Origin of the sequence: Streptococcus parasanguinis, from assembly GCF_032163505.1 — a bacterium.
GTDB classification, from domain to species: domain Bacteria; phylum Bacillota; class Bacilli; order Lactobacillales; family Streptococcaceae; genus Streptococcus; species Streptococcus parasanguinis_V.
On sequence record NZ_CP134147.1, the window covers coordinates 792,804 to 819,207 of the forward strand.

22 protein-coding genes, 1 tRNA gene and 1 other RNA gene are annotated in these 26,404 nt (G+C 42.4%); 20 read left to right on the top strand and 4 right to left on the bottom strand.

What is annotated here, in order from left to right:
* The first annotated feature begins 28 nt into the window (after positions 1-28).
* The 3 genes from rapZ to whiA are packed head-to-tail and all read left to right on the top strand — an operon-like array spanning position 29 to position 2,807.
* Entirely contained in the window at positions 29-919 is an 891-nt protein-coding gene (gene rapZ, locus RIN70_RS04080) for an RNase adapter RapZ (protein WP_009732574.1), read from the top strand.
* Positions 916-1,893 carry a YvcK family protein gene (locus RIN70_RS04085; RefSeq protein ID WP_003017791.1) on the top strand — a complete coding sequence of 326 codons (978 nt, stop codon included), beginning with the start codon at positions 916-918 and terminating at the stop codon, positions 1,891-1,893. Before rapZ ends, RIN70_RS04085 begins: the two co-directional genes overlap by 4 nt.
* On the top strand, positions 1,890-2,807 hold the full coding sequence (gene whiA / locus RIN70_RS04090) for a DNA-binding protein WhiA (protein ID WP_003006525.1): 918 nt from the start codon (positions 1,890-1,892) through the stop codon (positions 2,805-2,807). The genes RIN70_RS04085 and whiA overlap by 4 nt, the downstream gene beginning before the upstream one ends.
* A gap of 290 nt (positions 2,808-3,097) precedes the next feature.
* Here whiA and RIN70_RS04095 read toward each other — a convergent pair whose 3' ends face one another.
* Complete coding sequence (locus RIN70_RS04095) at positions 3,098-4,066, bottom strand: NAD(P)/FAD-dependent oxidoreductase (protein WP_049490569.1); 969 nt, start codon at positions 4,064-4,066, stop codon at positions 3,098-3,100.
* 178 nt (positions 4,067-4,244) lie between these two features.
* On the opposite strand from RIN70_RS04095, the gene rpsU reads away from it, so the two are divergent.
* Positions 4,245-4,421 (top strand): 30S ribosomal protein S21, encoded by a 177-nt coding sequence (gene rpsU, locus RIN70_RS04100; protein WP_000048054.1) that lies wholly within the window; start codon positions 4,245-4,247, stop codon positions 4,419-4,421.
* 101 nt (positions 4,422-4,522) lie between these two features.
* Here the strand turns inward: rpsU and mscL are convergent, their stop codons facing one another.
* The gene (gene mscL / locus RIN70_RS04105) at positions 4,523-4,903 is read right to left on the bottom strand and encodes a large conductance mechanosensitive channel protein MscL (RefSeq protein ID WP_003006532.1); all 381 of its coding nucleotides are present in this window, start codon (positions 4,901-4,903) and stop codon (positions 4,523-4,525) included.
* A 215-nt stretch (positions 4,904-5,118) separates the two neighbouring features.
* Here mscL and dnaG point away from each other — a divergent pair, with 215 nt between their 5' ends.
* The 11 genes from dnaG to lepB all read left to right on the top strand — a co-directional run bounded on the left by dnaG (position 5,119) and on the right by lepB (position 17,278).
* Positions 5,119-6,897, top strand: a complete 1,779-nt coding sequence (gene dnaG, locus RIN70_RS04110; protein WP_195623098.1) for a DNA primase — start codon at positions 5,119-5,121, stop codon at positions 6,895-6,897.
* Positions 6,898-6,899: 2 nt separating this feature from the next.
* Positions 6,900-8,009, top strand: coding sequence for an RNA polymerase sigma factor RpoD (gene rpoD / locus RIN70_RS04115; protein ID WP_021152924.1), 1,110 nt, complete (start codon positions 6,900-6,902; stop codon positions 8,007-8,009).
* Between the two features lie 122 nt (positions 8,010-8,131).
* On the top strand, positions 8,132-8,461 hold the full coding sequence (locus RIN70_RS04120) for a metal-sulfur cluster assembly factor (RefSeq protein WP_004220168.1): 330 nt from the start codon (positions 8,132-8,134) through the stop codon (positions 8,459-8,461).
* A gap of 171 nt (positions 8,462-8,632) precedes the next feature.
* Positions 8,633-9,340, top strand: coding sequence for an ABC transporter ATP-binding protein (locus RIN70_RS04125; RefSeq protein WP_049522645.1), 708 nt, complete (start codon positions 8,633-8,635; stop codon positions 9,338-9,340).
* Between the two features lie 9 nt (positions 9,341-9,349).
* On the top strand, positions 9,350-10,144 hold the full coding sequence (locus RIN70_RS04130) for a hypothetical protein (RefSeq protein ID WP_195623097.1): 795 nt from the start codon (positions 9,350-9,352) through the stop codon (positions 10,142-10,144).
* A gap of 102 nt (positions 10,145-10,246) precedes the next feature.
* Positions 10,247-10,595, top strand: a transfer-messenger RNA (tmRNA) gene (ssrA, locus tag RIN70_RS04135).
* Between the two features lie 10 nt (positions 10,596-10,605).
* Positions 10,606-10,693 (top strand) — tRNA-Ser (locus RIN70_RS04140).
* A gap of 84 nt (positions 10,694-10,777) precedes the next feature.
* Complete coding sequence (locus RIN70_RS04145) at positions 10,778-13,879, top strand: DNA polymerase III subunit alpha (RefSeq protein ID WP_313790705.1); 3,102 nt, start codon at positions 10,778-10,780, stop codon at positions 13,877-13,879.
* A gap of 84 nt (positions 13,880-13,963) precedes the next feature.
* Entirely contained in the window at positions 13,964-14,977 is a 1,014-nt protein-coding gene (gene pfkA / locus RIN70_RS04150) for a 6-phosphofructokinase (protein WP_118397106.1), read from the top strand.
* A 69-nt stretch (positions 14,978-15,046) separates the two neighbouring features.
* Positions 15,047-16,552, top strand: a complete 1,506-nt coding sequence (gene pyk, locus RIN70_RS04155) for a pyruvate kinase (RefSeq protein ID WP_070589328.1) — start codon at positions 15,047-15,049, stop codon at positions 16,550-16,552.
* 165 nt (positions 16,553-16,717) lie between these two features.
* On the top strand, positions 16,718-17,278 hold the full coding sequence (gene lepB / locus RIN70_RS04160; RefSeq protein ID WP_003006560.1) for a signal peptidase I: 561 nt from the start codon (positions 16,718-16,720) through the stop codon (positions 17,276-17,278).
* A gap of 87 nt (positions 17,279-17,365) precedes the next feature.
* On the opposite strand, the gene RIN70_RS04165 is transcribed toward lepB, so the two are convergent.
* Entirely contained in the window at positions 17,366-18,559 is a 1,194-nt protein-coding gene (locus RIN70_RS04165) for a cation diffusion facilitator family transporter (protein WP_313790707.1), read from the bottom strand.
* A gap of 198 nt (positions 18,560-18,757) precedes the next feature.
* Between RIN70_RS04165 and pcrA the strand changes: the two genes are divergently transcribed.
* The 4 genes from pcrA to RIN70_RS04185 all read left to right on the top strand — a co-directional run bounded on the left by pcrA (position 18,758) and on the right by RIN70_RS04185 (position 23,971).
* Positions 18,758-21,043, top strand: a complete 2,286-nt coding sequence (pcrA, locus tag RIN70_RS04170) for a DNA helicase PcrA (protein ID WP_195623095.1) — start codon at positions 18,758-18,760, stop codon at positions 21,041-21,043.
* Positions 21,044-21,411: 368 nt separating this feature from the next.
* Positions 21,412-22,686 (top strand): DUF2130 domain-containing protein, encoded by a 1,275-nt coding sequence (locus tag RIN70_RS04175; protein ID WP_048789667.1) that lies wholly within the window; start codon positions 21,412-21,414, stop codon positions 22,684-22,686.
* Positions 22,687-22,695: 9 nt separating this feature from the next.
* Positions 22,696-23,139 carry a GNAT family N-acetyltransferase gene (locus RIN70_RS04180; protein WP_118095669.1) on the top strand — a complete coding sequence of 148 codons (444 nt, stop codon included), beginning with the start codon at positions 22,696-22,698 and terminating at the stop codon, positions 23,137-23,139.
* A 31-nt stretch (positions 23,140-23,170) separates the two neighbouring features.
* The gene (locus RIN70_RS04185; protein WP_195623094.1) at positions 23,171-23,971 is read left to right on the top strand and encodes an alpha/beta fold hydrolase; all 801 of its coding nucleotides are present in this window, start codon (positions 23,171-23,173) and stop codon (positions 23,969-23,971) included.
* Between the two features lie 36 nt (positions 23,972-24,007).
* On the opposite strand, the gene RIN70_RS04190 is transcribed toward RIN70_RS04185, so the two are convergent.
* Positions 24,008-25,324, bottom strand: a complete 1,317-nt coding sequence (locus tag RIN70_RS04190; protein WP_313790708.1) for an FAD-containing oxidoreductase — start codon at positions 25,322-25,324, stop codon at positions 24,008-24,010.
* Between the two features lie 179 nt (positions 25,325-25,503).
* Between RIN70_RS04190 and truB the strand changes: the two genes are divergently transcribed.
* The gene (gene truB, locus RIN70_RS04195; RefSeq protein ID WP_195623092.1) at positions 25,504-26,400 is read left to right on the top strand and encodes a tRNA pseudouridine(55) synthase TruB; all 897 of its coding nucleotides are present in this window, start codon (positions 25,504-25,506) and stop codon (positions 26,398-26,400) included.
* The last annotated feature ends 4 nt before the right edge of the window (positions 26,401-26,404 follow it).

Sequence of the window (26,404 nt, forward strand, 5' to 3'; positions counted from 1 at the left end):
CACTCTGTTTTATTTATGGGAGGAGAAAATGACAGAAAGTAAGATTCAACTGGTCATGGTAACAGGGATGAGCGGTGCGGGTAAGACCGTTGCCATCCAATCGTTTGAGGATTTGGGTTACTTTACCATCGATAATATGCCACCGGCGCTCTTGCTGAAATTTATTGAGCTCATGCGCCACAGCCCAGATAACAATAAATTAGCCGTTGTTGTGGACATGCGGAGCCGTTCTTTTTTCAATGAAATTCGCACCATTTTGGATGAATTGGACAATCAAGAAGACCTGGATTTCAAAGTCTTGTTCTTGGATGCCACTGACAGTGAGTTGGTAGCACGATACAAGGAAACCCGTCGTAGCCATCCATTAGCGGCAGATGGCCGTGTCTTAGATGGGATTACCCTAGAGCGCGAACTCTTGTCCCCTTTAAAAAATATCAGTCAAAATGTAGTGGATACGACTGAGTTGACACCTCGTAATTTGAGAAAAACGATCGCAGAACAATTTGCCAGTCAAGATAATCAGCCAGATTTTCGGGTTGAGGTCATGTCATTTGGGTTTAAATATGGCCTTCCGATCGATGCTGACCTTGTCTTTGATGTGCGTTTCCTTCCAAATCCCTACTACAAATTGGAACTTCGGAATTTAACCGGTCAAGATCCAGCTGTCTATGATTACGTCATGGATCACCCTGAATCAGAGGACTTTTATCGTCACCTCCATGACTTGATCGTTCCTATTTTACCGTCTTATAAACGGGAGGGTAAATCCGTTCTCACCATTGCTATGGGATGTACCGGTGGGCAACACCGTTCAGTAGCCTTTGCAGAGCGCTTAGCGCATGATTTAGAAAAAAATTGGCAGGTCAATTGCAGTCATAGAGACAAGGACAGACGGAAAGAAACGGTGAATCGCTCATGAGAAAACCTAAAGTAACCGTTATTGGAGGAGGAACAGGGATTTCTGTTATCCTCGATAGTCTGAGAAAGAAACCGGTCGATATTACTGCCATCGTAACCGTTGCAGATGATGGCGGGAGTTCAGGTGAATTGCGGAAGAACATCCAAAAATTGACACCACCTGGAGATCTTCGAAATGTGCTGGTTGCCATGTCAGATATGCCTCGTTTTTATGAGAAGGTCTTTCAATACCGCTTTGCAGACGATGATGGACCTTTGGCCGGACACCCTTTGGGAAACTTGATCATTGCAGGGATTTCAGAGATGCAAGGCTCGACCTATAATGCCATGCAGTTGTTAACCAAGTTCTTTCATACGACCGGCAAGATCTATCCTTCCAGTGATAGTCCCTTGACCCTTCATGCCGTCTTTCAAGATGGAAAAGAAGTGGTAGGAGAAAGCCACATTGCTAACTACACCGGCATGATTGATCATGTCTATGTGACCAATACCTTTGATCAAGAGCGTCCAAAAGCTAGTAAGAAAGTGGTGGAAGCTATTCTTGAAAGTGATATGGTCGTCTTAGGTCCTGGTTCGCTCTTTACCTCGATCCTCCCTAATTTGATGATCGATGAGATTGGGAAAGCCATCCTTGAAACCAAGGCTCAGGTAGCCTATGTTTGTAACATCATGACCCAAAGAGGAGAAACCGAGCATTTCACAGACAGTGACCACGTTGCCGTTCTCCATAAACATTTGGGAGAGAAGTTCATCGATACGGTCCTTGTCAATATCAATCAGGTTCCCGCAGCTTACATGAACAGTAACAAATTTGATGAATACTTGGTGCAGGTAGAGCACGATTTCAAGGGGCTGCACTCGCAAGTTCCCCAAGTGATTTCTTCCGATTTCTTAAAGCTGGTCAATGGAGGAGCCTTTCATGATGGCGAAAAAGTAGTCGAAGAGTTGATGCAGATCGTGCAGGTGAGAAAATGAGTTTTACGGTTCGTGTAAAAGAAGAATTATTGTCTCTCAAGCGATTTGAAAAGAGTGAATTGGCTGCCATTATCAAGATGTCTGGAAGTCTTGGGATTTCAATGGGGGGCTTGACGCTCTCGGTGACGACAGAAAATGCCAAGATCGCTCGCCATATCTATGAATTGTTGCATCATTTTTATGAGGCCAAATCAGATATTCGCCACCATCAAAAAACCAATTTGAAAAAGAATCGTGTTTACACAGTATTCTTGGATGAAAAGGTAGAAGAAATTTTAGCTGACTTGCATTTGGCAGATGCCTTCTTTGGGATTGAGACAGGCATTGATGCTAGTGTTTTAGAGGATGAAGTAGCCAGTCGTGCTTACCTTCGGGGAGCTTTTCTGTCGAGTGGTTCAATAAAAGATCCTGAAAAAGGGAAGTACCAGCTGGAAATTCATTCTGTTTATACAGACCACGCGGAAGGAATTGCCCTTCTCATGCAAGGATTTTTACTAGATGCGAAAACCATCGAGCGGAAAAAAGGAGTGGTGACCTATCTGCAACGAGCGGAAGATATTATTGATTTTCTAATTGTCGTAGAGGCCATGCAAGCCATGCAGGAATTTGAGTCCATCAAGGTCATGAGAGAGACGCGCAATGACCTCAATCGGGCCAATAATGCCGAGATGGCCAATATCCAACGCACGGTCACAGCTAGTATGAAAACCATCAATAATATCAGTAAAATTGTGGATACAGTCGGTCTAGGAAGTTTACCAAGTGACCTACAAGAAGTTGCTTATATTCGAATGAACCATCCAGATTATTCCATCCAGCAGATCGCTGATAGTTTGCAACAACCTATTTCAAAAAGCGGTGTTAACCACCGCTTACGTAAGATCAATAAGATCGCAGACGATTTAGACAAATAAAAAAGGCCAAAGGTCTTTCATAATGAGGATAAAGTCTTTTTAAAAACTTTCCTTAGGTGAGTACGGACGTCAGCGAACTTCATAGAAGTTCCATGACTTAGTTTTGAGCCTAATGTCTCAAAACTCCCGAGTGCCTGAAACGTATTGTTTCAGGCACTTTTCTCACAGCGGAAAGTTTTTGTATTTTCTTGATTCAAACTAAAAATAGGAACTCATTTTTACTTCTTTGCAGAATCGATTAACTTAAAATAGTTTGACTTCAATTTAAAAAAGGCCAAAGGCCTTTTTTATTATAAACTTGTTGAGTGGGTTGGTTGGACTTTCTTATCTGGATAGATGTAGTTGATGGCATTGTTTACAGCTGTTGGGGCTTCCCCTAAGCCTGTAGCGATGAGATCGATCTTTCCTTCATAGAAGCAGCAGTCTCCACAAGCATAAATTCCAGGAAGGCTGGTTTCTTGTTTTTGGTTGACCTTGATTTTATGGCGTTGCAATTCTACACCCCATTCTTTCAAGTTTCCGATTGAAGATTTAAAGCCATAGTTGACAAATAAGTGATCAATCGGAATGAGTTCGGTTTCATCGGTTTTAACTTTTGTGATTTCAAGATGAGTGGCATGACCATTTTCGCCAATCAAGCGGCTAGGAACAAATGGTGTTTTGATGCTAACAGAAGATTGTTTGAGTTCTTCTACACTATGTTCTAAAGCACGGAAGTTATCCCGACGATGAATGATCGTAGTTGGAGCAATCTTGTCAAAAGCAAGAGCCCAGTCTACAGCAGAGTCTCCACCACCAAGGACGGTCACCTGCTGTCCTTCATATTGTTGGATGTTCGAAACATGATAGTGGACGTTATCAAAGTCTTCAGCTCCCTCAATGTCAAGGGCACGTGGCTTAAAGGCACCACCGCCCATGGCTATAATGACTGCTTTAGACTGATGCACTTGGCGAGAAGTAGTGATGGTGAAGAGGTCGCCTTCTTTTCGAATATCCTCTACAGTTTCATTGAGAAAGATCGGTGTATCAAACCGTTTGACTTGCTCGATCAAGCGGTTGCTCAATTCTTCACCAGTCAAATTGGTAAAGCCAGGTACATCGAGGATACTCTTTTCTGGATAGAGAATAGCTGGTTGCCCTCCCAGTTGAGGTAAGGAATCAATCAGTTTGACTTTTACTTGGCGCATATTGCCATAAAAAGCAGCAAACAGACCAACTGGTCCGCCCCCAACAATCGTAATATCATAAATTTCTGACATGGTATCTCCTTCAGGGTTTTCTTTGTTTCCATTGTATCATAAAATGGGAATAATGAAAAAGTTGGAAAAAGAAATGACATGAAGGCTAGGAGGGCTAGAAAAGTTTCAAAAGATCTTGACAGCGTCCTTAAAGTGTGATAAAATTATTAAGATTTTAGACTTGAAGGGAGTGAAAAATATGTCAAAAACAGTAGTACGTAAGAATGAATCTCTTGACGATGCTCTTCGTCGTTTCAAACGTGCGGTTACTAAAGCTGGTACTCTTCAAGAAACACGCAAACGTGAATTCTATGAAAAACCTTCTGTAAAACGTAAACGTAAATCAGAAGCAGCTCGTAAACGTAAAAAATTCTAATTGAATACAAGAACAGACTTCGGTCTGTTTTTTGTTTCTCTAGAAAAATTGAAGACAAAAAAGCCGACCTTCTAGCTAGAAGATCGGATCTTTTTATCTGATTATTTGTTTGCAAGCAAGTCGCGGATTTCAGTAAGCAACTCTTCTTGAGTAGGAGCAGGAGCTTCTTCTTCGACAGCTTCTTCTTTTTTACCAAGGTTTTGAGCTTTCTCTGCAGCTTTCACTACAAAGAAAAGAACAGTACCAACAACAAGGAAATTAATAACAGCGCTCAAGAAGCTACCGTAAGCAACACCGTTCCATGACAATTGTGCAATATTTTCAACATGAGCAGCTTTCAAAGCTGGGTTCAAAATAAGTGGAGTGATGATATCGTTAACAAATGATGTTACGATAGCTCCGAATGCAGCTCCGATAACGACTGCAACAGCAAGGTCAACAACGTTCCCACGAAGGAGAAAAGCTTTCAAATCTTTTAACATATCCTAAATATGTCCTTTCATAATAATTTTTTACTATGATAGTATAACGGAAAAATATTCGACTGACAAGGAATATGCCTCATTTTTTTAAAATTAGTGATAAAGGTTGAAAATCTTTTCTTTTATGTGTGAAATCGGTAGGAAAAAATTTACTTTTACTAACTTTTAGTATAAAATATAAAGTGATAATCTATGGTAAAATGGAGGCACTGTTTATGGTTGATAAAGAGCTAATTGCAGAAATTAAAAACAGTGTAAACATTGTTGAAGTTATTGGTGAAGTTGTTTCTTTGACCAAGGCTGGCCGTAATTTTTTAGGGCTCTGTCCTTTTCATGGTGAAAAGACTCCTTCTTTTAATGTCGTTGAAGACAAGCAGTTTTACCATTGTTTTGGATGTGGTCGCTCGGGAGATGTCTTTAAGTTTATTGAGGAATACCGTGGAGTCGTTTTTATGGATGCGGTCCAGATCGTAGCAGAAAAAGCGGGTATTGCGCTTCAGTACCAAGCAAGGCCGGCTCAACCAACGTCTATCAATCCCAACCAAGAACTTTATGAGATTCATCAGGAAGCCAGTAAGTTCTACCAGGCGATTCTGATGACGACAAAGATGGGAGAAGAAGCGCGAAATTATCTGCATGAACGTGGATTGACGGATGAGGTCATCCGACATTTTCAATTGGGCTTAGCCCCAGCAGAAGGGAATTATCTCTATCGAAATCTCTCTGAGAAGTTCTCTGAGAAAGTGATTACCGATTCGGGGTTATTCACAATCTCAGATGCTGGAACAGTTTTTGATGCCTTTCAGGATCGGATTATGTTTCCTTTGACGGATGATAGTGGACGTGTCATTGCTTTTTCTGGTAGACTGTGGAAACTAACGGATGATGGCAGTCATCAAGCCAAGTATAAGAATAGTCGAAGTACCCGTCTATTTAATAAGAGTTATGAACTTTATCATTTGGATCAAGCTAAGACGAGCGCCAAAAAGCAACATGAAATGTATATCATGGAAGGCTTTATGGATGTCATTGCGGCTTATCGAGCTGGGATTGAAAATGCAGTCGCCTCTATGGGGACAGCCTTGACACCAGAGCACGTCCAGCACCTGTCTCATTTTACCAAAAAGGTCATTTTGACCTATGATGGGGATAAGGCGGGACTTGAAGCAACCGCTAAGGCCTTGGATATCTTGCAGGATCTGGAGTTGGAGATCGTCCGTATCCCTGATCAGATGGATCCCGATGAGTACCTCAAAAAGACCTCCCCAGAAGATCTAGCTTCCCTCTTGAAGAATTCGCGGATCAGTAAGGTTGAATTCTTGATGCACTACTGGAAACCCCAGTATATTGAGAACTTACAGGCACAGATTGAGTTTGTCGAGAAGCTGGCACCGATGATCGCCCAGACGCGCTCCATCACAGCGCAAAACACCTATATTTATAAGTTGGCAGATTTATTGCCAGACTTTGATTATTTGCAGATTGAGCAGATTGTCAATAATAGTCGCTTGCATCAACGGCAGGAGGATCAAAGTGGTGGACGATCAAGAACGTCGAATTTTTCAGTCGATCTCCTGCCTAATCGTGGGATGACGCGCTTGATCAAGGCGGAAAATCATTTATTAAGTAGGATGAAAGATTTTCCAATGGTGCTTAATGATTACCGTTTGCGACCTGATTTTGTCTTTGACACACCGGAGTTACAGATCTTGTACCAATTACTCTGTCAAAATGGAGAAGTCACATCTCAGGATTTGTCCGAGCAACCTGAAGGGGTCCAGCACGCCTGGTACCGGATGGTAGAAGAAGATTTGCCAGAAGAGATAGCGGATGGTGAATTAGAAGAAGTGGAAGAAACGCGAAATCGTGAGCTTCTTCGCAAAGAAAGTCAACAAATTGGAAATAAAGTGAAGGAAGCTTCCTCGACAGGGGATGCGGAAAAAGCTTTATTGGAACTCGAGCGTTTGATCGCTCAAAAAAGAAGAATGGAGTAGGAATGGCTAAAGAACAAAAAGATATTACAACATTGGACGTTCAAATTGCAGAGTTTATTCGCAGCCACAAGAAAAGTGGAACTGCAACAGATGATGAAATTAATGACAAGTTGGTTATTCCATTCACACTAGATGCAGATGGGATTGAAGATCTTTTGCAACGGATTCAAGATGCAGGAATTTCGATCACGGATAAAGATGGTAACCCAAGTGCGCGTGTGTTGAACAATGAAGAAGAGCCAGAATTGTCAGATGAGGAATTGCTTGGAAGCAACTCTGCCAAGGTCAACGACCCAGTACGGATGTACTTGAAAGAAATTGGGGTTGTTCCTCTTTTGACAAATGAAGAAGAACAAGAATTGGCTATCTTAGTGGAACAAGGTGACTTGGAAGCCAAGCAACGTCTTGCAGAAGCCAACCTTCGTTTGGTTGTATCCATTGCGAAACGTTACGTTGGTCGTGGAATGCAATTTTTGGATTTGATCCAAGAAGGAAATATGGGCTTGATGAAGGCCGTTGATAAGTTTGACTATACCAAAGGGTTCAAGTTCTCTACCTATGCTACTTGGTGGATTCGTCAGGCTATCACTCGTGCCATTGCAGACCAAGCACGGACCATTCGGATCCCTGTTCACATGGTGGAAACCATTAACAAGTTGGTTCGTGAACAACGCAATCTCTTGCAAGAATTGGGACAAGACCCAACGCCTGAACAAATCGCTGAACGCATGGATATGACGCCTGATAAGGTACGCGAAATCTTGAAGATTGCCCAAGAGCCTGTTTCTTTGGAAACGCCAATCGGGGAAGAAGACGATAGCCATTTGGGAGATTTCATCGAAGATGAAGTGATTGAAAATCCAGTAGACTACACCACTCGTGTGGTTCTACGTGAACAATTAGATGAAGTCCTCGATACCCTGACAGACCGTGAAGAAAACGTACTTCGTTTACGTTTCGGTTTGGATGATGGAAAAATGCGGACCTTGGAAGATGTGGGTAAAGTCTTCAACGTGACCCGTGAACGGATCCGTCAGATCGAAGCCAAAGCCCTCCGTAAACTCCGCCACCCAAGCAGAAGCAAACCATTGCGTGACTTTATAGAGGATTAAAAATGTCCAGTGGACATTTTTAACGGTCGCCTAGAAATGAAGAAGCGACCCAGGTCCTGCGGACCTTTTTAACCCGAGCCAAGAAATTCTATCGAGAGTAAATAGCAGAAAAAGGAAGTCATATGGCATATACAACTGAGCAAATTGAAGAAATTAAAAATAAAATCTTAAATGCTTTGGAAGAGGTAATCGATCCTGAGCTTGGGATTGATATTGTCAATTTAGGTCTTGTCTACGAGATCCATTTTGACGGTGAAACTGGAGCAACCATCATTGATATGACCCTAACGACCATGGGGTGTCCATTAGCGGATCTTCTGACAGATCAGATTCATGATGTTTTAGCAGAAGTAGAAGAAGTGACATCAGTGGATGTGAAGTTGGTCTGGTACCCTGCTTGGACGGTTGAAAAGATGAGCCGTTATGCACGGATCGCACTTGGAATTAGTTAAACATTCTATGCATCAAAATAAATCAGAGGTTGGGGTTTCCCTAACCTCTGATTTATTTATCCCTATTTTTTTGAACAAGTATTTACAAATTCTTAGCAAATTTTCAGATAAAGTTGCAATCATCAAGGGGACAGGGTATAATAGCATAAATAGAAAATAAAGGAGATTTACATGAATCAGTATCCTTTGGTCTACTTGGACCATGTGACAAAGAATTATGGGCATGAAGTTGCTCTCATGGATGTTAGTTTGAACATCCAACCTGGCCGTATTATTGGCCTTTTGGGGCCCAATGGTAGCGGGAAAACAACCATCATTAAATTGATTAATGGTTTGTTGCAACCAAGCCTTGGAAATATCTATATTCATGGGCAATTACCATCCCCTGCTTCTAAAAAAGTAGTTTCCTATTTGCCAGATACAACTTATCTGAATGAAAATATGAAAATTATTGATGCTATTCGCTATTTTCAAGATTTTTATGCAGATTTTAATGTCCAACGAGCTTACCAATTGCTCAACGATTTGCATTTGCATCCAAATCAAAAATTGAACAGCCTTTCAAAAGGGAACAAGGAAAAAGTGCAATTGATTTTGGTGATGAGTCGTGAAGCGGACTTGTATGTTCTTGATGAACCAATCGGTGGGGTTGACCCAGCAGCGCGTGATTATATTTTGCGGACCATTATTCAAAACAGACGTCCAAACTCTTCTGTCTTGATTTCTACTCACTTGATTGCTGATATTGAGCAAGTTTTGGATGAGGCCATTTTCATCAACCAAGGAAGAATCCTCTTGCATGAAAATACGACTGTTATGCGCAATCAACACGGAAAATCAATCGATGAGATCTTCCGTGATCAATTCCGTGTTTATTAGGAGGACCCCATGTTTGGTAAATTATTAAAATATGAATTTAAATCGACAGCTAAGTGGTATTTATTGATCACCCTGATCGCACTAGGTTTGTCAGTGATTACAGGTGTTATTGGTGGAAGTGCTACAAACGGTTTTGTGGATATGGAAACCAATAGTATGCAAATCATAACGGGGACTCTTGGGATTCTCATTTTTGGAGGAGTCATTGGTCTTTATCTTAGTAACTACTATATTATTATCCGTCGTTTCTATTCCAACATATACGGACGTGAAGGTTACTTGACCTGGACCCTTCCAGCTAGCCCGCATGCGATCATTTTGTCTAAATTTGTGGGAGCTTTAGTAGCGAGTCTTTACTGCCTATTCCTTCTATTTTTTAGTGGTTTTATCACAATTATTGTGATGGGTGCTGTCATTGGACAAGACCTCTCTCCTGTATTTAGTATTATCGCTGAGGCTTTTAGTCATTCTATTGCTTATTGGATTATCGTTTGGTGGATTTTTACCACAGCCTCAGGGATCTTCCTATTTTATGTATCGATCGCACTTGGCCAACTCTTCCAAAATCGTCGTGGATTTAAGGCTATTCTGTTTTTCTTTCTCTTGTGCATTGTTTTAAGTATCATCGGTACAGCAGTCAATCCATTAAAAGATTCATATGCTGTCGGATATGCATTGGTTTATGGAAATATTGATGATTTTGGACCTAACTTCATCCCAGGCCTCATCTATGAAGTCATCAAGATTGTTTCTATGTACTTCACCATTCACTATATCAGCAAGTATAAGTTGAATCTTCAATAAAAACAGTTAATTGAACAAGGAGCTCCCCAGTGGAAGCCTTCTTGTTCAATTTTTTTTTTTGCATTTTTAGCTACATTTTGATATACTAATTGTATTCGTTTTGGGGTCGTTACGGATTCGACAGGCATTATGAGGCATATTTTGCAACTCATCTAGCGGATGTAAAACGCCAGTTAAATATAACTGCAAAAAATAATAATTCATACGCTTTAGCTGCCTAAACACCAGCAGGCGTGACCCGATTCGAATCGCTCGTGTTTGATGACAGGTCTTAATTTTAGCGAGATACGATCTAGCTTGGTCTAGGAGTTAGATAAGAGATTGATAGACTCGCAGGTACAGGGCTTGAGTTATGTGTCATGTAGCTGTTAAAAGAAGACATAACCTATGGTTGTAGACAAATATGCTGGCAGGTGTTTGGACGTGGGTTCGACTCCCACCGGCTCCATATTTTTATTCATGGAAGATTACTCAAGAGGCTTAAGAGGCCGTGTTGGAAACGCGGTAGGCGTGTAAAAGCGTGCGTGGGTTCGAATCCCATGTCTTCCGTTGTTGAGACATCATTGTGTAGCAGTGGTGTTTTTTTGTTCAAAAATGAGTCCTCGAAATAGACTAGTGAGGGAGGAGAGAAAAGTGATTGCACAGCTAGATACCAAATCAGTCTATACCTTTATGGAAAGTCTTGTGACCATAAAAGACTATGTACAAGTGGCTAAAAGCATGGGTTATAACGCATTGGGAATCATGGATGTAGATAATTTGTATGGTGCTTATGAATTAATCGAAGTCTGTCAGTCGCATAATATCACCCCTTTAGTTGGTTTGGAGGTTGAACTAAAACTAGATAATGAAATGATTCCGTTTCGGATGCTGGCTTTGTCTACTAAGGGCTACCAAAATCTGATGAAGATATCAACTGTTAAAATGATGGGGAAGAGCAATTGGGAGGATGTGAAGCACCTAACAGAAGGAGTAGCAGTCATTGTCCCAGCTCCTTTTGCTAGCAGAGACCTGCCTCTTGATCTAGATTACTTCATCGGAGTTTTTGCGGATACGCCGGTCCAAGAGTTTAGCCACCCTGTGCTCCCTCTTCATACCGTTCGATTTTTTGAGGCTGGGGATGTGGAAGCCATGCAGATGCTGGCAGCCATCAAGGACAATCAAAGCTTGACGGAAACAGGACCAATTGATCCGACAACAGTCCTAAAAACTCCTCAGGATTTAAAGAATGATTTTGCAGAGCGATTTCCTCAAGCCATCACAAATCTGGAAAAACTAGTCCAAGGGATTCAATATGATATTGACACCCAGTTGAAATTGCCTCGCTTCAATCCTCAGAAACCAGCTGTTGAGGAACTGAGAGAATTAGCTCAAGCGGGTCTCCTTCGAAAGAACTTGACCAGTCCGGTCTATCAAGAACGTCTGGAGCATGAATTAGACATTATTCACCAGATGGGCTTTGATGATTATTTCTTGATTGTCTGGGACCTTCTTCGTTTCGGACGGAGTCAAGGCTATTATATGGGAATGGGACGTGGGTCTGCTGTAGGCTCACTGGTAGCCTATTCCCTAGGGATTACAGGGATTGATCCTGTGGAGAAGAACCTCCTATTTGAGCGCTTTTTAAATGTGGAGCGCTACACCATGCCGGATATTGATATTGATATTCCTGATATCTATCGTCCAGAATTTATCCGCTATGTGCGAGACCGTTACGGGAGTTACCATGCAGCTCAAATCGTGACCTTTTCAACCTTTGGGGCCAAACAAGCCATTCGAGATGTCTTCAAACGTTTTGGGGTACCAGAGTATGAATTGACCTCCATTACCAAGCGGATTGGGTTTAGGGATACACTGACGACAGCTTATGAACAGAATCTAGCTTTTCGACAAGTGATTCATAGCCGAGCAGAATTTGAACGTGGCTTTGAAATTGCCAAAATAATAGAAGGCCAACCTAGACAAACCTCGATCCACGCGGCTGGGGTTGTGATGAGTGACCAGGATTTGACGGATCACATTCCTCTCAAGTATGGAGAAGACATGTTTGTCACCCAGTATGATGCCCATGCGGTTGAAGCCAATGGTCTGTTAAAGATGGACTTTTTGGGTCTGCGAAATTTAACCTTTGTTCAGAAAATGAAGGAAGCCGTCTATGAAAAGTACCAAGAAGAGATCGTGATTGAAGCCATTGATTTAGAAGATCCAGAAACCTTGGCCTTGTTTGCTGCTGGGGATACCAAGGGGATTTTCCAATTTGAACAGGCTGGAGCCATTCGCCTCTTGAGACGAGTGAGACCCAATCATTTCGAAGAAGTGGTAGCGACCACCTCTCTCAATCGTCCAGGCGCTAGTGATTACATTGACAATTTCGTCAAAAGAAAGCACGGCCAGGAAAAAGTTGAGATTTTAGATCCAGCTATTGAAGCAATCTTACGGCCCACATATGGGATCATGCTCTACCAAGAGCAGGTCATGCAGGTTGCCCAGCGTTTTGCAGGTTTTAGCCTAGGGAAAGCCGATATCTTACGTCGGGCTATGGGCAAAAAAAATGTGGCTGAAATGCACAAGATGGAAGCCGATTTTGTCGCAGGTGCTCTTAAACTTGGGCATACGGAAGAAAAAGCCAAAGAGGTCTTTGCGATCATGGAAAAATTCGCAGGCTATGGGTTTAACCGTTCTCATGCCTATGCCTATTCTGCCTTGGCCTTTCAGATGGCCTATTTCAAGGTCCATTATCCAGATGTTTTCTTTGATGTCATGCTCAATTATTCGAGTAGCGATTATCTGACAGATGCTCTCCAGTTTGATTTTAAAGTCGCGCCATTATCCATCAACACCATCCCTTACAGAGATAAGTTCCAGGATCGGAAAATCTACTTGGGAATGAAAAATATCAAGGGACTCCCAAGAGATTTAGCATATTGGATCATTGACAATCGTCCCTTTGAAAGTGTCGAAGATTTTATTTTACGACTACCCAATCAGTATCATAAATTGCCTTTGTTAACACCTTTAGTGGAGCTTGGATTGTTTGACATTTTTGAAAAAAATAGGCGCAAGGTGCTTCACAATTTGCCGAATTTGTTTGTCTTTGCTGATGAGCTAGGCAGTTTGTTTGCGGATTCTAACTATTCCTGGACAGAAACGGAGGACTTTAGCCAGGCTGAAAAATATGAGAAGGAAGAGGCCATTATTGGCGTCGGGCTCAGTACTCACCCATTGGTTGCGATTGGGCAAATGAGTCCCTACGAGATCCAACCAATTTCTCAATTAGTTCAAGGAGAGCAGGCACGCATTCTCATTGAGATACAAAACATTCGAACGATTCGAACCAAGTCGGGTGATCTCATGGCTTTCTTACAAGTCAGTGATACCAAGAAAAAATTGGATGTGACCCTTTTCCCTGAAACCTACAATCGATTTTCCTCTTTGATAAAAGAAGGTGGCTTTTATTACTTGACAGGGAAGATACAAGAGCGTGATGGGCGCTTGCAGATGATTCTAGCAGAGGTGCAACTTGCAACCAATGAAAAGTTCTGGATCCAGTTGCTCGATCATCGTCAGGATAAAACAATTCTTTCTATCTTGAAAAAATATCCGGGCCCATATCCTGTGATATTACGCTATGAAGACGAGAAAAAAACTCTTCAATTGAAGGGCTATACAGTCCAGAAAAACAAAGAATTGGAAGATGAATTAAAGAATCTCGTTATGAAAACGATTTATCGGTAAAAACTGCGAAAAATACGAGAATTTTAGTCTTCTTTGTGTTATAATTACGTAGAATGTAAAAGAAAAAAAGGAGCAAACAACGAAATGAAACGTATTGCTGTTTTAACTAGTGGTGGAGATGCCCCTGGCATGAACGCTGCTATCCGTGCAGTTGTTCGTCAAGCAATTTCAGAAGGAATGGAAGTTTTCGGTATCTATGATGGATATGCGGGAATGGTTGCTGGTAAAATTCAGCCGCTTGACGCCTCATCTGTTGGAGATATTATTTCCCGTGGTGGTACCTTCCTTCATTCAGCTCGTTACCCTGAATTCGCACAACGCGAAGGTCAATTAAAAGGGATCGAGCAATTGAAGAAACACGGGATCGAAGGTGTTGTCGTTATTGGTGGAGATGGTTCTTACCATGGTGCGATGCGCTTGACTGAGCTTGGATTCCCAGCTGTTGGTCTTCCTGGTACGATCGACAACGATATCGTCGGAACTGACTTTACAATTGGTTTTGATACGGCAGTCACAACTGCAATGGACGCGATCGATAAGATCCGTGATACTTCATCTAGTCACCACCGTACTTTCGTAATTGAAGTGATGGGACGTAATGCTGGAGATATCGCTCTTTGGGCAGGGATTGCATCTGGAGCAGATGAAATCATCATTCCTGAAGAAGGATTCAAGATCGAAGAAGTTGTTGAGAGCATCAAAGAAGGTTACGCAAAAGGTCGTACCCACAACATCATCATCTTGGCTGAAGGCGTGATGTCTGCAGATGAATTTGGTAAAGCGTTGAAAGAAGCTGGTGATGAAAGTGACCTTCGTGTGACTGAGCTTGGCCACATCCAACGTGGTGGTTCACCTACAGCGCGTGACCGTGTTCTTGCATCACGTATGGGAGCACACGCAGTTAAATTGTTGAAACAAGGAATCGGTGGTGTAGCCGTTGGTATCCGCAATGAAAAAATGGTGGAAAATCCAATCCTTGGTAACGCAGAAGAAGGAGCCCTCTTTAGCTTGACAGAAGATGGTAAGATTGTGGTAAACAATCCACATAAAGCTGATCTTGGTCTTGCCGAGTTGAACCGTAGCTTGTCTTCAATTTAATTTTATTTCATAAATTCGTTAACCTTGTCTTAAAAAGACAGATATATTTAAAAAGGAGTCATATATATCATGAACAAACGTGTAAAAATCGTTGCAACTTTGGGTCCTGCGGTAGAAATCCGTGGTGGTAAAAAATTTGGTGAAGATGGATACTGGGCTGAAAACCTTGACGTTGAAGCTTCAGCACAAAACATTGCTAAATTGATCGAAGCTGGCGCTAACACTTTCCGTTTCAACTTCTCACACGGTGACCACCAAGAACAAGGTGAACGTATGGCAACTGTTAAACGTGCAGAAGAAATCGCTGGTAAAAAAGTTGGTTTCCTTCTTGATACAAAAGGTCCTGAAATCCGTACTGAATTGTTTGAAGGTGAAGCTAAAGAGTATTCATACAAAACTGGTGAACGTATCCGCGTTGCTACAAAACAAGGCATCAAATCAACTCGTGATGTTATCGCATTGAACGTTGCTGGTGGACTTGACATCTTCGATGACGTTGAAGTTGGACACCAAGTATTGGTTGACGATGGTAAATTGGGTCTTCGTGTTGTAGAAAAAGACGCTGCAAAACGTGAATTTGTCGTTGAAGTTGAAAATGATGGTATCATCGCTAAACAAAAAGGTGTCAACATCCCTAACACTAAGATTCCTTTCCCAGCACTTGCTGAACGCGATAACGACGATATCCGCTTCGGTTTGGAACAAGGTATCAACTTCATCGCGATCTCATTCGTACGTACTGCAAAAGACGTAAATGAAGTTCGTGCAATTTGTGAAGAAACTGGTAACGGTCACGTTCAATTGTTTGCGAAGATCGAAAACCAACAAGGTATCGATAATTTAGATGAAATCATTGAAGCTGCAGACGGTATTATGATTGCTCGTGGTGACATGGGTATCGAAGTACCATTTGAAATGGTTCCAGTTTACCAAAAAATGATTATCACTAAAGTGAATGCTGCTGGTAAAGTTGTTATCACTGCAACAAACATGCTTGAAACAATGACTGAAAAACCACGTGCAACTCGTTCTGAAGTATCTGACGTTTTCAACGCTGTTATCGATGGTACTGATGCTACAATGCTTTCAGGTGAATCTGCAAACGGTAAATACCCACTTGAGTCAGTTACAACAATGGCTACAATTGACAAGAACGCTCAAACTCTTCTTAAAGAATATGGACGTTTGAACTCAGATTCATTTGAACGTAACTCTAAGACAGAAGTTATGGCTTCAGCTGTTAAAGATGCTACAAACTCAATGGACATCAAATTGGTTGTAACTCTTACTAAGACTGGTCACACAGCACGTTTGATTTCTAAATACCGTCCAAATGCTGATATTTTGGCATTGACATTTGACGAATTGACAGAACGTGGATTGATGTTGAACTGGGGTGTTATCCCAATGTTGACAGAAGCTCCATCATCAACCGATGACATGTTTGAAATTGCTGAACGTAAAGCAGTTGAAGCTGGTCTTGTACAATCTGGTGATGATATTGTTATCGTTGCAGGTGTGCCACTTGGTGAAGCTGTTCGTACAAACACAATGCGTATCCGTACAGTACGTTAATAGACAATTATATCTGAAAGCCTTGTTGGTTGATCTGAAAGGATTGACCGCGAGGTTTTTCTTTTTCTTCTGGTTTGTGTTGATAAGAATTCTCACTAATGCTTACTTTCTCTTTTTTAAAGATCAAAAACATGGTATAATAAATAAAAAGGAAGGGAGACATACATGCCAAGGAGAGATTTAATTAGAAATGTCATCATTGTCGGTGTACTGGTTTTGGCACTGATTTTGCTTCGAATTTTTGTATTTCATCCATTTAGTATCAATGATAAAATGGCCAATGCTTCTGTGAAAACTGGAGATCTTGTGGTAGCGACTAGAAATGCTCAGGTAGATCGCAGTGATTTGGTCTTATACAAGGTCGGTGGAAAAGAATACCTTGGACGTGTCATTGCCAAAGAAAACGATGAAGTCAGCTACGTAGATGACGTCCTCTATTTGAATGGACAGGCAACACCAGAACCTTACCTAAATAAAATGCTGAATAAACACTTGGCGGCTCCAACGAGTAATGGGTATTATACGGATGATTTCTTCTTATCAGAGTTAAAAGGGACCAAGGCTGGTCGTGTACCATCCGATACTTATCTAGTCTTAAATGATAACCGTGGAGATACAGAAGATAGCCGTGAGTTTGGTTATATCCATAAAAATCAGATCGAAGGAGTCGTGAATCTGCGTCTCTATCCCCTCAATAAATTTGGATTTATAAAAGTGGAAGAATAGCCGAAAGGCTATTTTTTCTTACAAAAAAACTACTGCAAAAAAGAATTGCAGTAGCTTTTTATTCTGGTTAGATTGAGGTAGAGGGTTCTATTTTTTCTGTTTACTGGTAATTTGGTGAAAGACCTTTTGCCAGTGTTCATGACGCCGCCAGAGACTGGTATGGATCTGGTCATTTAACTCATAGCGAATCAATTTGGTCTTTTGACTGATAGATTCAATTTCGAAATTCTTAAAGGGAATTTGATGTTCTTCCTGCAAACGGACCAGGTCCTCTTTGTGGCTTTCTTGGCCATACTCATTGATGAGGGTGAAGTTGTCTGCTAGGAGGGTTTGGTATTCCTGCTGAGCCTGCAAGCGTTCCTCATAGGTCTTTAATTTGAGAAGGACATTGTCCAGAATCTCATCTTCAGGGATAGAACTTGGCTCCACATGGACATCGATATCAAAGACGCCAAACTGTTCCTTGAGAAGGCGCTCGACCTCTTCGGTAATAGCATGGCTCTCATAAACAGAGAGGTCTGGATTCATTTCGATGACGACATCTAGGTAAATGTTGCTTCCGTAAGTCCGTCCCCGTTGGGATTTGACCCGGCTGACCTTTGGCAATTCCAGAATAGCCGCCTTGTATTTATCCAGGAGACTTTCATCAAAACCATCGGAGAGGCTGAAGGAGGATTCAATGAAAATGTCGTAGGCAGTTTTTAGGATAAAGAAGGTAATAACGATGGCCACTAATTGGTCCACAATCGGATAGTTAAGAGCACTAGCTCCAATCGCAACAGAGGTTCCTAAAGAAGTGACCACGTCAGACAGGTTGTCTTTGGCAGCTGCCTTGAGGGCCTTGGATTGAGCTTTCTTAGCTAAAGTCCGGTTATAAAGATAGACCGCAAACATGACAAGGGCTGATCCAACTCCGACAATGGCCCCTAAAGGATCAATGACAGTGGTTTCCCTACTGAGGATTTTCTGAACGGTATCTCGTAGGACATCGAAGCCCACATAAAACATGATGATGGAAGTTACCAGGCTAGCTAGATCTTCAATCTTCCAATGACCAAATCGGTGGTCGCGGTCAGCTGGCTGGCTGGCCATGCGAATGCCGATGAGAAGGGCGACGTTACTGATAATATCGGATAAGTTATTAAAACCATCCGCGACCAAACTGGAGGAGTGAAGGAGATGTCCTGTTGCTAATTTAGCTGCGGAAAGAATCAGGTAGGCGACAATACTGATCAGGGCTCCACGTTCGGCTAGTTTTAAATTACTTTGTGATTGATTCACTGATAACTCCTCCAGACTTCTGTAGATTTCCTCCTAAGCGAAAAACTTGGATCGTTGTTGATGAGGAAATATTCGTTCTTCTTAAGCCTTTATTATAGCCTTTTTGAGTGCAAAATTCAAATGATGCCAACTGTTTCCAAAAGGAGAAAGGGCGAAAATGTGGTATAATAGAACGATTGAATGAATGAGGAGTATGAGATGAATCCTTTATTGAATGGTATGAATGATCGCCAGGCAGAGGCGGTCCAAACGACAGAAGGCCCCCTTTTGATCATGGCTGGAGCTGGTTCTGGTAAGACACGTGTCCTGACCCACCGGATCGCTTACTTGATCGATGAAAAAATGGTCAATCCTTGGAATATTTTGGCCATTACCTTTACCAATAAAGCCGCTCGGGAGATGAAGGAGAGGGCCTATCAGTTAAACCCAGCGACTCAAGATTGCTTGATTGCCACCTTCCACTCCATGTGTGTGCGTATCCTCCGTCGAGATGCGGATCATATTGGCTACAATCGCAACTTTACCATTGTCGACCCAGGTGAGCAACGGACCTTGATGAAGCGGATTTTGAAGTCCTTGAACTTGGATCCTAAGAAATGGAATGAACGGACCATCTTGGGGACCATTTCCAATGCCAAAAATGACTTGATTGATGAAGTGGCCTATGCTGCCCAGGCTGGAGATATGTATACCCAGATTGTCGCCAAGTGCTATGAGGCTTACCAAAAGGAACTCCGTCAGTCAGAAGCAGTAGACTTTGATGATTTGATTATGCTGACCTTGCGTCTTTTTGATCAGCATCCAGATGTGCTGACCTACTACCAGCAGAAGTTCCAATACATCCATGTGGATGAGTACCAAGATACCAACCATGCTCAATACCAATTGGTCAAACTCTTGGCTTCTCGCTTTAAAAATATCTGTGTTGTTGGGGATGCGGACCAGTCTATTTATGGTTGGCGGGGAGCAGATATGCAGAATATCCTGGACTTTGAGAAGGATTATCCTGATGCCAAGGTCGTTTTGTTAGAGGAAAATTATCGTTCCACTAAAACTATCCTGCAAGCAGCCAATGATGTCATCAAAAACAATAAAAATCGTCGTCCTAAGAATCTTTGGACCCAAAATGCTGACGGGGAAGAGATTGTCTATTACCGGGCTAATGACGAGCAGGATGAAGCAGTCTTTGTTGCTAAAACGATTGAAGAGCTCAGTCGTGAAGCTGGCTACAAACACCGTGATTTTGCTGTTCTCTACCGGACCAATGCCCAGTCACGGACCATTGAAGAAGCGCTGCTCAAGTCCAACATTCCCTATACCATGGTAGGGGGCACCAAGTTCTACAGCCGGAAGGAAATTCGGGATGTCATTGCTTATCTGAACTTGATTGCTAACCTCAGTGACAATATCAGTTTTGAGCGCATTATCAATGAACCCAAGCGGGGAATCGGGCCAGGTACAGTGGATAAGATTCGTGACTTTGCCCAAATGCAAGAGTCCTCACTCCTGGATGCTTCAGCCAATATCATGCTCTCTGGTATCAAAGGAAAGGCTGCTCAAGCCATCTGGGACTTTGCCAATCTCATTCTTGATTTGAGAGAAAGATTGGACCAGCTGACCATTACAGAGTTGGTCGAAGAGGTCCTTGACAAGACAGGTTACATGACGGCCCTAACCAATCAGGGGAATTTAGAAAGTCAGGCCCGCATCGAGAATATCCAAGAGTTTCTGTCTGTTACTAAGAATTTTGATGAAAATGGAGAGACCCTCGAAGACGAATCAGGTGTGGAAACCTTGAGTCGTTTCTTAAACGATTTGGCTTTGATAGCCGATACAGACGATGGGGCCCAAGAAACCTCAGAAGTGACCTTGATGACTCTACATGCGGCTAAAGGATTGGAGTTTCCAGTCGTCTTCCTGATTGGGATGGAAGAAAATGTCTTTCCTCTTAGTCGAGCAGCTGAGGATCCGGATGAATTGGAAGAAGAGCGTCGCCTAGCATATGTAGGAATCACGCGGGCAGAGAAGGTTCTCTTCTTGACCAATGCCAACTCTCGTTTGCTCTTTGGACGGACCAGCTACAACCGTCCGACGCGTTTCATCAATGAAATTAGCTCGGATTTATTGACCTATCAAGGATTAGCCCGTCCAGCCAACACTAGCTTTAAGGCTTCTTATAGCAATGGAGGCGGAACGACCTTTGGAAAAGGAATGAGCCTGTCACAAGCCCTTCAAGAGCGCAAGAGACAAGCAGCTCCAAGTGCCCTCACGTCATCAAGCCTCCCCTTTGGCAATAGCAACCGTTCTAGCGCCAAAGAAAGTGTCGCTTGGGCCATTGGTGATATTGCCATTCACAAGAAGTGGGGCGAAGGGACTGTCCTAGAAGTCTCTGGTAGTGGCAGTACCCAAGAGCTCAAGATCAACTTCCCAGAAGTGGGTCTCAAGAAACTCTTAGCCAGTGTCGCTCCGATTGAAAAGAAATAAGTGGAGACCAGTAAGCTAAGTCCACTGTTTCAGATTATAAATAAGCAACATCTTTTCAGAAATCTAAAATTATTACTGAATGAGACTATTGAAAAAAATATTTTGGAACTAGTGCAAAATAGATTGAGACCTTTCGCCGTGAGGAAAGCATCAGAAACGCATTAGTTTCTGGTGCTCGGTAGATTTGAGACGTAAGACTCAAATCTAAGGTATGGAATCCCAAAGGGAGTCGCTACCGTCCATCCTCACCTAAGGAAAGTCTCTATAGAGAAATGAATATTCAGTTGAAACCAGCAAGCTTAGCTTGCTGGTTTTGATTTTCCAAGTGGCATGATATAATATACTAAGAATAGAGAAAGAGGCATGCTATGAACGAAATCAAGTGCCCCAACTGTGGGGAAGTCTTTACAGTCAATGAAAGTCAATACAGCGAACTCTTGTCACAGGTACGGACAGCAGAGTTTGACAAGGAAATTCATGAGCGAATTCGGCAAGAGTTGGCTTTGGCTGAGCAAAAGGCCCTTAATGAGCAACAAGAGAAGTTAGCCAAGAAGGATCAAGAAATTGCCCAGTTACAAAACCAGATTCAACAGTTTGATACTGAAAAAGAATTGGCTAAAAAAGAGGTGGAGCAAACCGCTAGCCAAAGCTTGCTAGAGAAAGAAAAAGAAGTGCAAGCGCTGGAAAATCAATTGGCCACCTTGCGCTTGGAGCATGAGAACCAACTGCAAAAGACGCTTTCTAATTTGGAGAAGGAGCGTGATCAGGTACAAAACCAATTGCTCCTTCAAGAGAAGGAAAATGAACTGTCCCTAGCTTCTGTTAAACAAAATTATGAAGCCCAGCTAAAGGCGGCCAATGAACAGGTCGAGTTCTACAAGAATTTCAAGGCCCAACAATCTACAAAAGCTATCGGTGAAAGTCTGGAGCAGTATGCGGAAAGTGAATTCAACAAGGTTCGCAGTTTTGCCTTCCCAAATGCCTATTTTGAAAAGGACAACAAGGTCTCTGCACGTGGGTCTAAAGGTGACTTTATCTTCCGCGAGTGTGATGAAAATGGAGTGGAGATTATCTCCATCATGTTTGAGATGAAGAATGAAGCCGACGGGACCGAGAAGAAGCATAAGAATGCGGATTTCTACAAGGAATTGGACAAGGACCGTCGAGAAAAGAACTGTGAATATGCGGTTTTGGTGACCATGCTTGAGGCAGATAATGACTACTTCAACACAGGGATTGTCGATGTTAGCCACGAGTATGAGAAGATGTATGTGGTGCGTCCTCAGTTCTTTATCCAGATCATTGGGCTCCTGCGTAATGCGGCCCTCAATTCCCTCAAATACAAGCAGGAATTGGCGCTTGTTCGTGAACAAAATATCGACATCACCCACTTTGAAGAAGACCTGGATGCTTTCAAAGTTGCCTTTGCTAAGAACTACAACTCAGCTTCCGTCAACTTCGGTAAGGCCATCGATGAAATTGACAAGGCTATTAAACGGATGGAAGAAGTTAAGAAGTTCTTGACTACATCAGAAAATCAACTTCGTCTTGCTAACAACAAGTTGGATGATGTTTCCGTTAAAAAATTGACACGGAAAAATCCAACCATGAAGGCTAAGTTTGATGCCTTGAAGGAAGAATAGGAGAATCCTATGCAGATACGAAAAGCAACCATGAAAGATGCTGAAGCCCTACTGTCTCTATACGAAGACTTGGGCTATCCAACGACCGCTTCTAAGCTGTCTCGACGTTTAGAAATGATTCTTTCTCAGCCGCATTATGGCTGTCTTTTAGCTGAAAGAAACGGAGAAATTTTAGGTTTCTTAGGTTATGCAAAGCTCTTCTTTTTTGAAGCAGATGGATCTTACTATCGTATTTTAGCTTTGTCAGTTGCAAAAGAAACAAGACGACAAGGAATTGCTAGTAGGCTAATCGATGAATTGAAAAAACAAGCGGTAAAAGAAGGAGTTGAGGCACTGGCTCTAAATAGTGGATTAACCGCTGAACGAAATGCTGCACATCAGTTTTATCAGGCAGTTGGATTTGAAAAAGTGACTGCTGGCTTTGCCTTGCATTTAAAAACTCAACCTAAATAAATCATGAAAAAATAGTAGAGGGAACGAAGTAATGTCTTCAACAAAAGTGAAAACCTTATATTTTAACGAAAAGAGCAAGGACTATGTAACATTTGGTAAAGGTAAACAGCCATTAGTGATCATACCAGGCTTGGGGGATGGGTTACAGACCGTTAAAGGAAAGGCACAACTCTTTTCTCTCTCGTATCGTCTACTTGCTAAGCGATATAAGATCTATGTTTTTTCTCGAATCAATGAGTTGAGACAGGGCTATACGACGCGGGATATGGCAGCAGATGTAGCAGAAGCAATGGAGACACTAAACCTAGATACCGCTTATGTTATGGGGATTTCACAAGGTGGAATGATTGCCCAATGGTTGGTGGCGGATTTCCCTGAAAAGGTTCAAAAGCTCATTTTAGCCGTGACCACTGCAAAACCTAGTCAACTTGCTAGAGAACGAATTGAGCATTGGCAAAAACTTAGTCAATCTGGAAATTTTAAGCATCTCATGCTGGATATTGCAAAGCATTCCTATACGCAAAAGAGTTATCAAAAGTGGCGGTTGCTTTATAATATTATGGGTTGCTTGGGACGAATCAAAGATGAGAAACGAATTGCCATTCAGTCTCAGTCTTGCCTTACTCATGATAGCCTTGAGGTCTTAAAAGAAATTCAATGTCCGACTTTGGTTCTTGGTGCGCTTGAAGATGATGTGATTGGTGTGGACGGATCTAAGGAACTAGCAAAAGCGATTTCGAGCTGTCAGCTCCTTATTCTTAAGCATTCTGGGCATGCTCTTTATGAAGAAAATAAAGCATTTCAAGAGGCCGTCTGTGAATTCTTAAACTAAAAAACGCTGGAATATTTTCCAGCTTTTTTATGTTAGTTAAATCGCAAAGAGATCGTTTAGGTTTTCTGCCATGGTTGGGTGGGTAAAGATTTGTTTTGCGATGTAAGTATAAGGGATCTTGTTGTCCATGACCATGGTGATCAGGTTGATGAGTTCGCCTGCAGCTTCCCCAAAGAGGGTCGCTCCGAGAATTTCTTTGGTTTCTGGGTTGACCACGGCTTTGAAAGCACCTCGGAGGTCTGCATTGACATGTCCGCGAGGCATGGCAGCAACTGGCAATTCTTTAACAGCAACTGGAAGCCCTTTGTCGCGTGCTTCTTGCTCGGTCAAGCCGACTTGGGCAAGTGGAGGAGCAATAAAGAGTGTTGTCGCATAATTTCTACGAGTTTCGAGATTGTAGCTACCATCGCCTGTAAGGTAGTTGAAGACAATGCGGAAGTCATCGAGTGACATGTAGGTGAATTGAGGACCACCATTGACATCCCCAACTGCAAAGACACCAGGGACGCTGGTTTCCAAATGACGGTTGACTTGGATCGCTCCACGATCAGTGACTTGAATGTCTGTATTTTCAAGACCAAGTCCAGCTGTGTTTGGCTTCCGTCCTGTTGCGTAGAGAAGGATATCAAACTCGAAGTCTCCCTTATCCGTGACAACCGTTAAGCTATGGTCACCATCTTTGATTTCTTGGGTATGAACGCCTTGCAAGAATTGAATACCGTCTTCTTCAAGGTAGCTTTTTGCAAGAGCTGCAATGCTTGGCTCGATTCGTGGCAAGAATGTTTCAGAAGCATCCAGCACCGTTACTTGGCTGCCCAAGGTATTATAGAGATGAGCAAATTCCAATCCAATTGGTCCACCGCCAAGGACACCCAGGCGTTTAGGTAGGTTTTCCAAACGTTGAATACCGGTTGAATCCACGGCAAATTTACTTTCAGCCAAACCTGGGATTGGAAGAATAGTTGGCACAGCACCAGTATTAATAATAATGGTTTCAGCTGTCAATTCTTCCTTCTCATCTCCAGCTTGAATTTCGATGACCTTGTTAGAAACGAAACGAGCTGTCGCATCGATGATGTCTACACCGGTTCCAGCAATAGTTGCATAGTTCTTTCCGTTGAGACGAGTGGTGACAGCATTTTTCTCATTCATGGCTTGTTCAAAATCCAAGCCTTTTTCTGCTGCAACAATCAAGGTCTTGGTTGGAATACAAGCGATATTGATACAAGTACCACCATACATAGACTTGCTCTTTTCAATCAGAGCAACTTTTTTTCCTTGGCTTGATAATTTCGCTGCGAGTGTTTTACCAGCTTTACCAAATCCAATCACAATAACATCATACATTAACATATGTTACACCTTCTTTCGCTTTCTATTGTATCAAACCCATTTTAAAAAGTCTGAAATCTGCTACGGGATTTTTTGGGGTTCATGGGAAGGGGGAAAGAGGGACAAGAAGTCTTGTTTCATGGTATAATAAAGGGTCGGTGGCCCGGATGGTCACACAAGAGTTAGAAAGAGCAAATCAGATGGACGGAATTATCAATGTAAAAAAAGAAGCAGGCATGACCTCACATGATGTGGTCTTTAAACTGCGAAAAATCTTAGGAACTAAGAAGATCGGCCATGGGGGAACGCTGGATCCAGATGTGGTGGGAGTGCTTCCGATTGCAGTTGGAAAGGCGACTCGGATGGTGGAATTTATGCAAGATGAAGGCAAGGTCTACGAGGGAGAAATCACTCTGGGATTTTCTACCACGACGGAGGATGCCAGTGGGGAAGTCGTAGAGCGGACTCCAGTGGAAGCCTCTTTAGATGCAGCAGAGGTCGATCGCATGATTGCCCAAATGGTGGGAGAAATCGAGCAAGTACCACCTATGTATTCAGCGGTCAAAGTCAATGGACGTAAGCTCTATGAATATGCGCGGGCAGGAGAAGAAGTGGAACGGCCTGTCCGGCAGGTAACCATTTATGACTTTACGCGCACCAGTGAGATTAGCTATGAAGAAATTCTAGCCCGTTTTCGTTTCCGGGTTAAATGCAGCAAGGGCACCTATATCCGGACCTTGTCGGTGGATTTGGGTCAAAAACTGGGCTACGCAGCCCATATGTCTCATCTGACACGGACCAGTGCTGCCGGTTTGTCACTGGAAGATGCCCTGACCTTAGAAGAAGTGGCTGAAAAAGTAGCACAAGGAGATTTGAGCTTCCTTCACCCACTTGAGATTGGCACCGGGGATCTGGAAAAAGTAGAGCTGACAGTAGAAGAGGTTGGCGAAGTCCAAGTGGGACGCTTTATTCCAGTTGAGAGTGACTCCAAAGAGTTAGCTGCTTTTTACCAAGGAAAATTGGTAGCCATTTTAGAAAAAAGAGAAGAACTTTACAAACCTCGAAAAGTCTTTCTAACAGAAAGTGTGTTACAATAAATTC

What these genes read in the sequence shown, in the direction of transcription:
- dnaG (WP_195623098.1), top strand. Translation starts at nt 5,119, where the DNA reads ATGGTTGATAAAGAGCTAATTGCAGAAATTAAAAACAGTGTAAACATT.
- RIN70_RS04130 (WP_195623097.1), top strand. Translation starts at nt 9,350, where the DNA reads ATGTTTGGTAAATTATTAAAATATGAATTTAAATCGACAGCTAAGTGG.
- lepB (WP_003006560.1), top strand. Translation starts at nt 16,718, where the DNA reads ATGCCAAGGAGAGATTTAATTAGAAATGTCATCATTGTCGGTGTACTG.
- rpsU (WP_000048054.1), top strand. Translation starts at nt 4,245, where the DNA reads ATGTCAAAAACAGTAGTACGTAAGAATGAATCTCTTGACGATGCTCTT.
- RIN70_RS04095 (WP_049490569.1), bottom strand. Translation starts at nt 4,066, where the DNA reads ATGTCAGAAATTTATGATATTACGATTGTTGGGGGCGGACCAGTTGGT.
- RIN70_RS04175 (WP_048789667.1), top strand. Translation starts at nt 21,412, where the DNA reads ATGAACGAAATCAAGTGCCCCAACTGTGGGGAAGTCTTTACAGTCAAT.
- pfkA (WP_118397106.1), top strand. Translation starts at nt 13,964, where the DNA reads ATGAAACGTATTGCTGTTTTAACTAGTGGTGGAGATGCCCCTGGCATG.
- RIN70_RS04180 (WP_118095669.1), top strand. Translation starts at nt 22,696, where the DNA reads ATGCAGATACGAAAAGCAACCATGAAAGATGCTGAAGCCCTACTGTCT.
- pyk (WP_070589328.1), top strand. Translation starts at nt 15,047, where the DNA reads ATGAACAAACGTGTAAAAATCGTTGCAACTTTGGGTCCTGCGGTAGAA.
- truB (WP_195623092.1), top strand. Translation starts at nt 25,504, where the DNA reads ATGGACGGAATTATCAATGTAAAAAAAGAAGCAGGCATGACCTCACAT.
- rpoD (WP_021152924.1), top strand. Translation starts at nt 6,900, where the DNA reads ATGGCTAAAGAACAAAAAGATATTACAACATTGGACGTTCAAATTGCA.
- mscL (WP_003006532.1), bottom strand. Translation starts at nt 4,903, where the DNA reads ATGTTAAAAGATTTGAAAGCTTTTCTCCTTCGTGGGAACGTTGTTGAC.
- pcrA (WP_195623095.1), top strand. Translation starts at nt 18,758, where the DNA reads ATGAATCCTTTATTGAATGGTATGAATGATCGCCAGGCAGAGGCGGTC.
- RIN70_RS04120 (WP_004220168.1), top strand. Translation starts at nt 8,132, where the DNA reads ATGGCATATACAACTGAGCAAATTGAAGAAATTAAAAATAAAATCTTA.
- RIN70_RS04085 (WP_003017791.1), top strand. Translation starts at nt 916, where the DNA reads ATGAGAAAACCTAAAGTAACCGTTATTGGAGGAGGAACAGGGATTTCT.
- RIN70_RS04185 (WP_195623094.1), top strand. Translation starts at nt 23,171, where the DNA reads ATGTCTTCAACAAAAGTGAAAACCTTATATTTTAACGAAAAGAGCAAG.
- rapZ (WP_009732574.1), top strand. Translation starts at nt 29, where the DNA reads ATGACAGAAAGTAAGATTCAACTGGTCATGGTAACAGGGATGAGCGGT.
- RIN70_RS04190 (WP_313790708.1), bottom strand. Translation starts at nt 25,324, where the DNA reads ATGTTAATGTATGATGTTATTGTGATTGGATTTGGTAAAGCTGGTAAA.
- RIN70_RS04125 (WP_049522645.1), top strand. Translation starts at nt 8,633, where the DNA reads ATGAATCAGTATCCTTTGGTCTACTTGGACCATGTGACAAAGAATTAT.
- whiA (WP_003006525.1), top strand. Translation starts at nt 1,890, where the DNA reads ATGAGTTTTACGGTTCGTGTAAAAGAAGAATTATTGTCTCTCAAGCGA.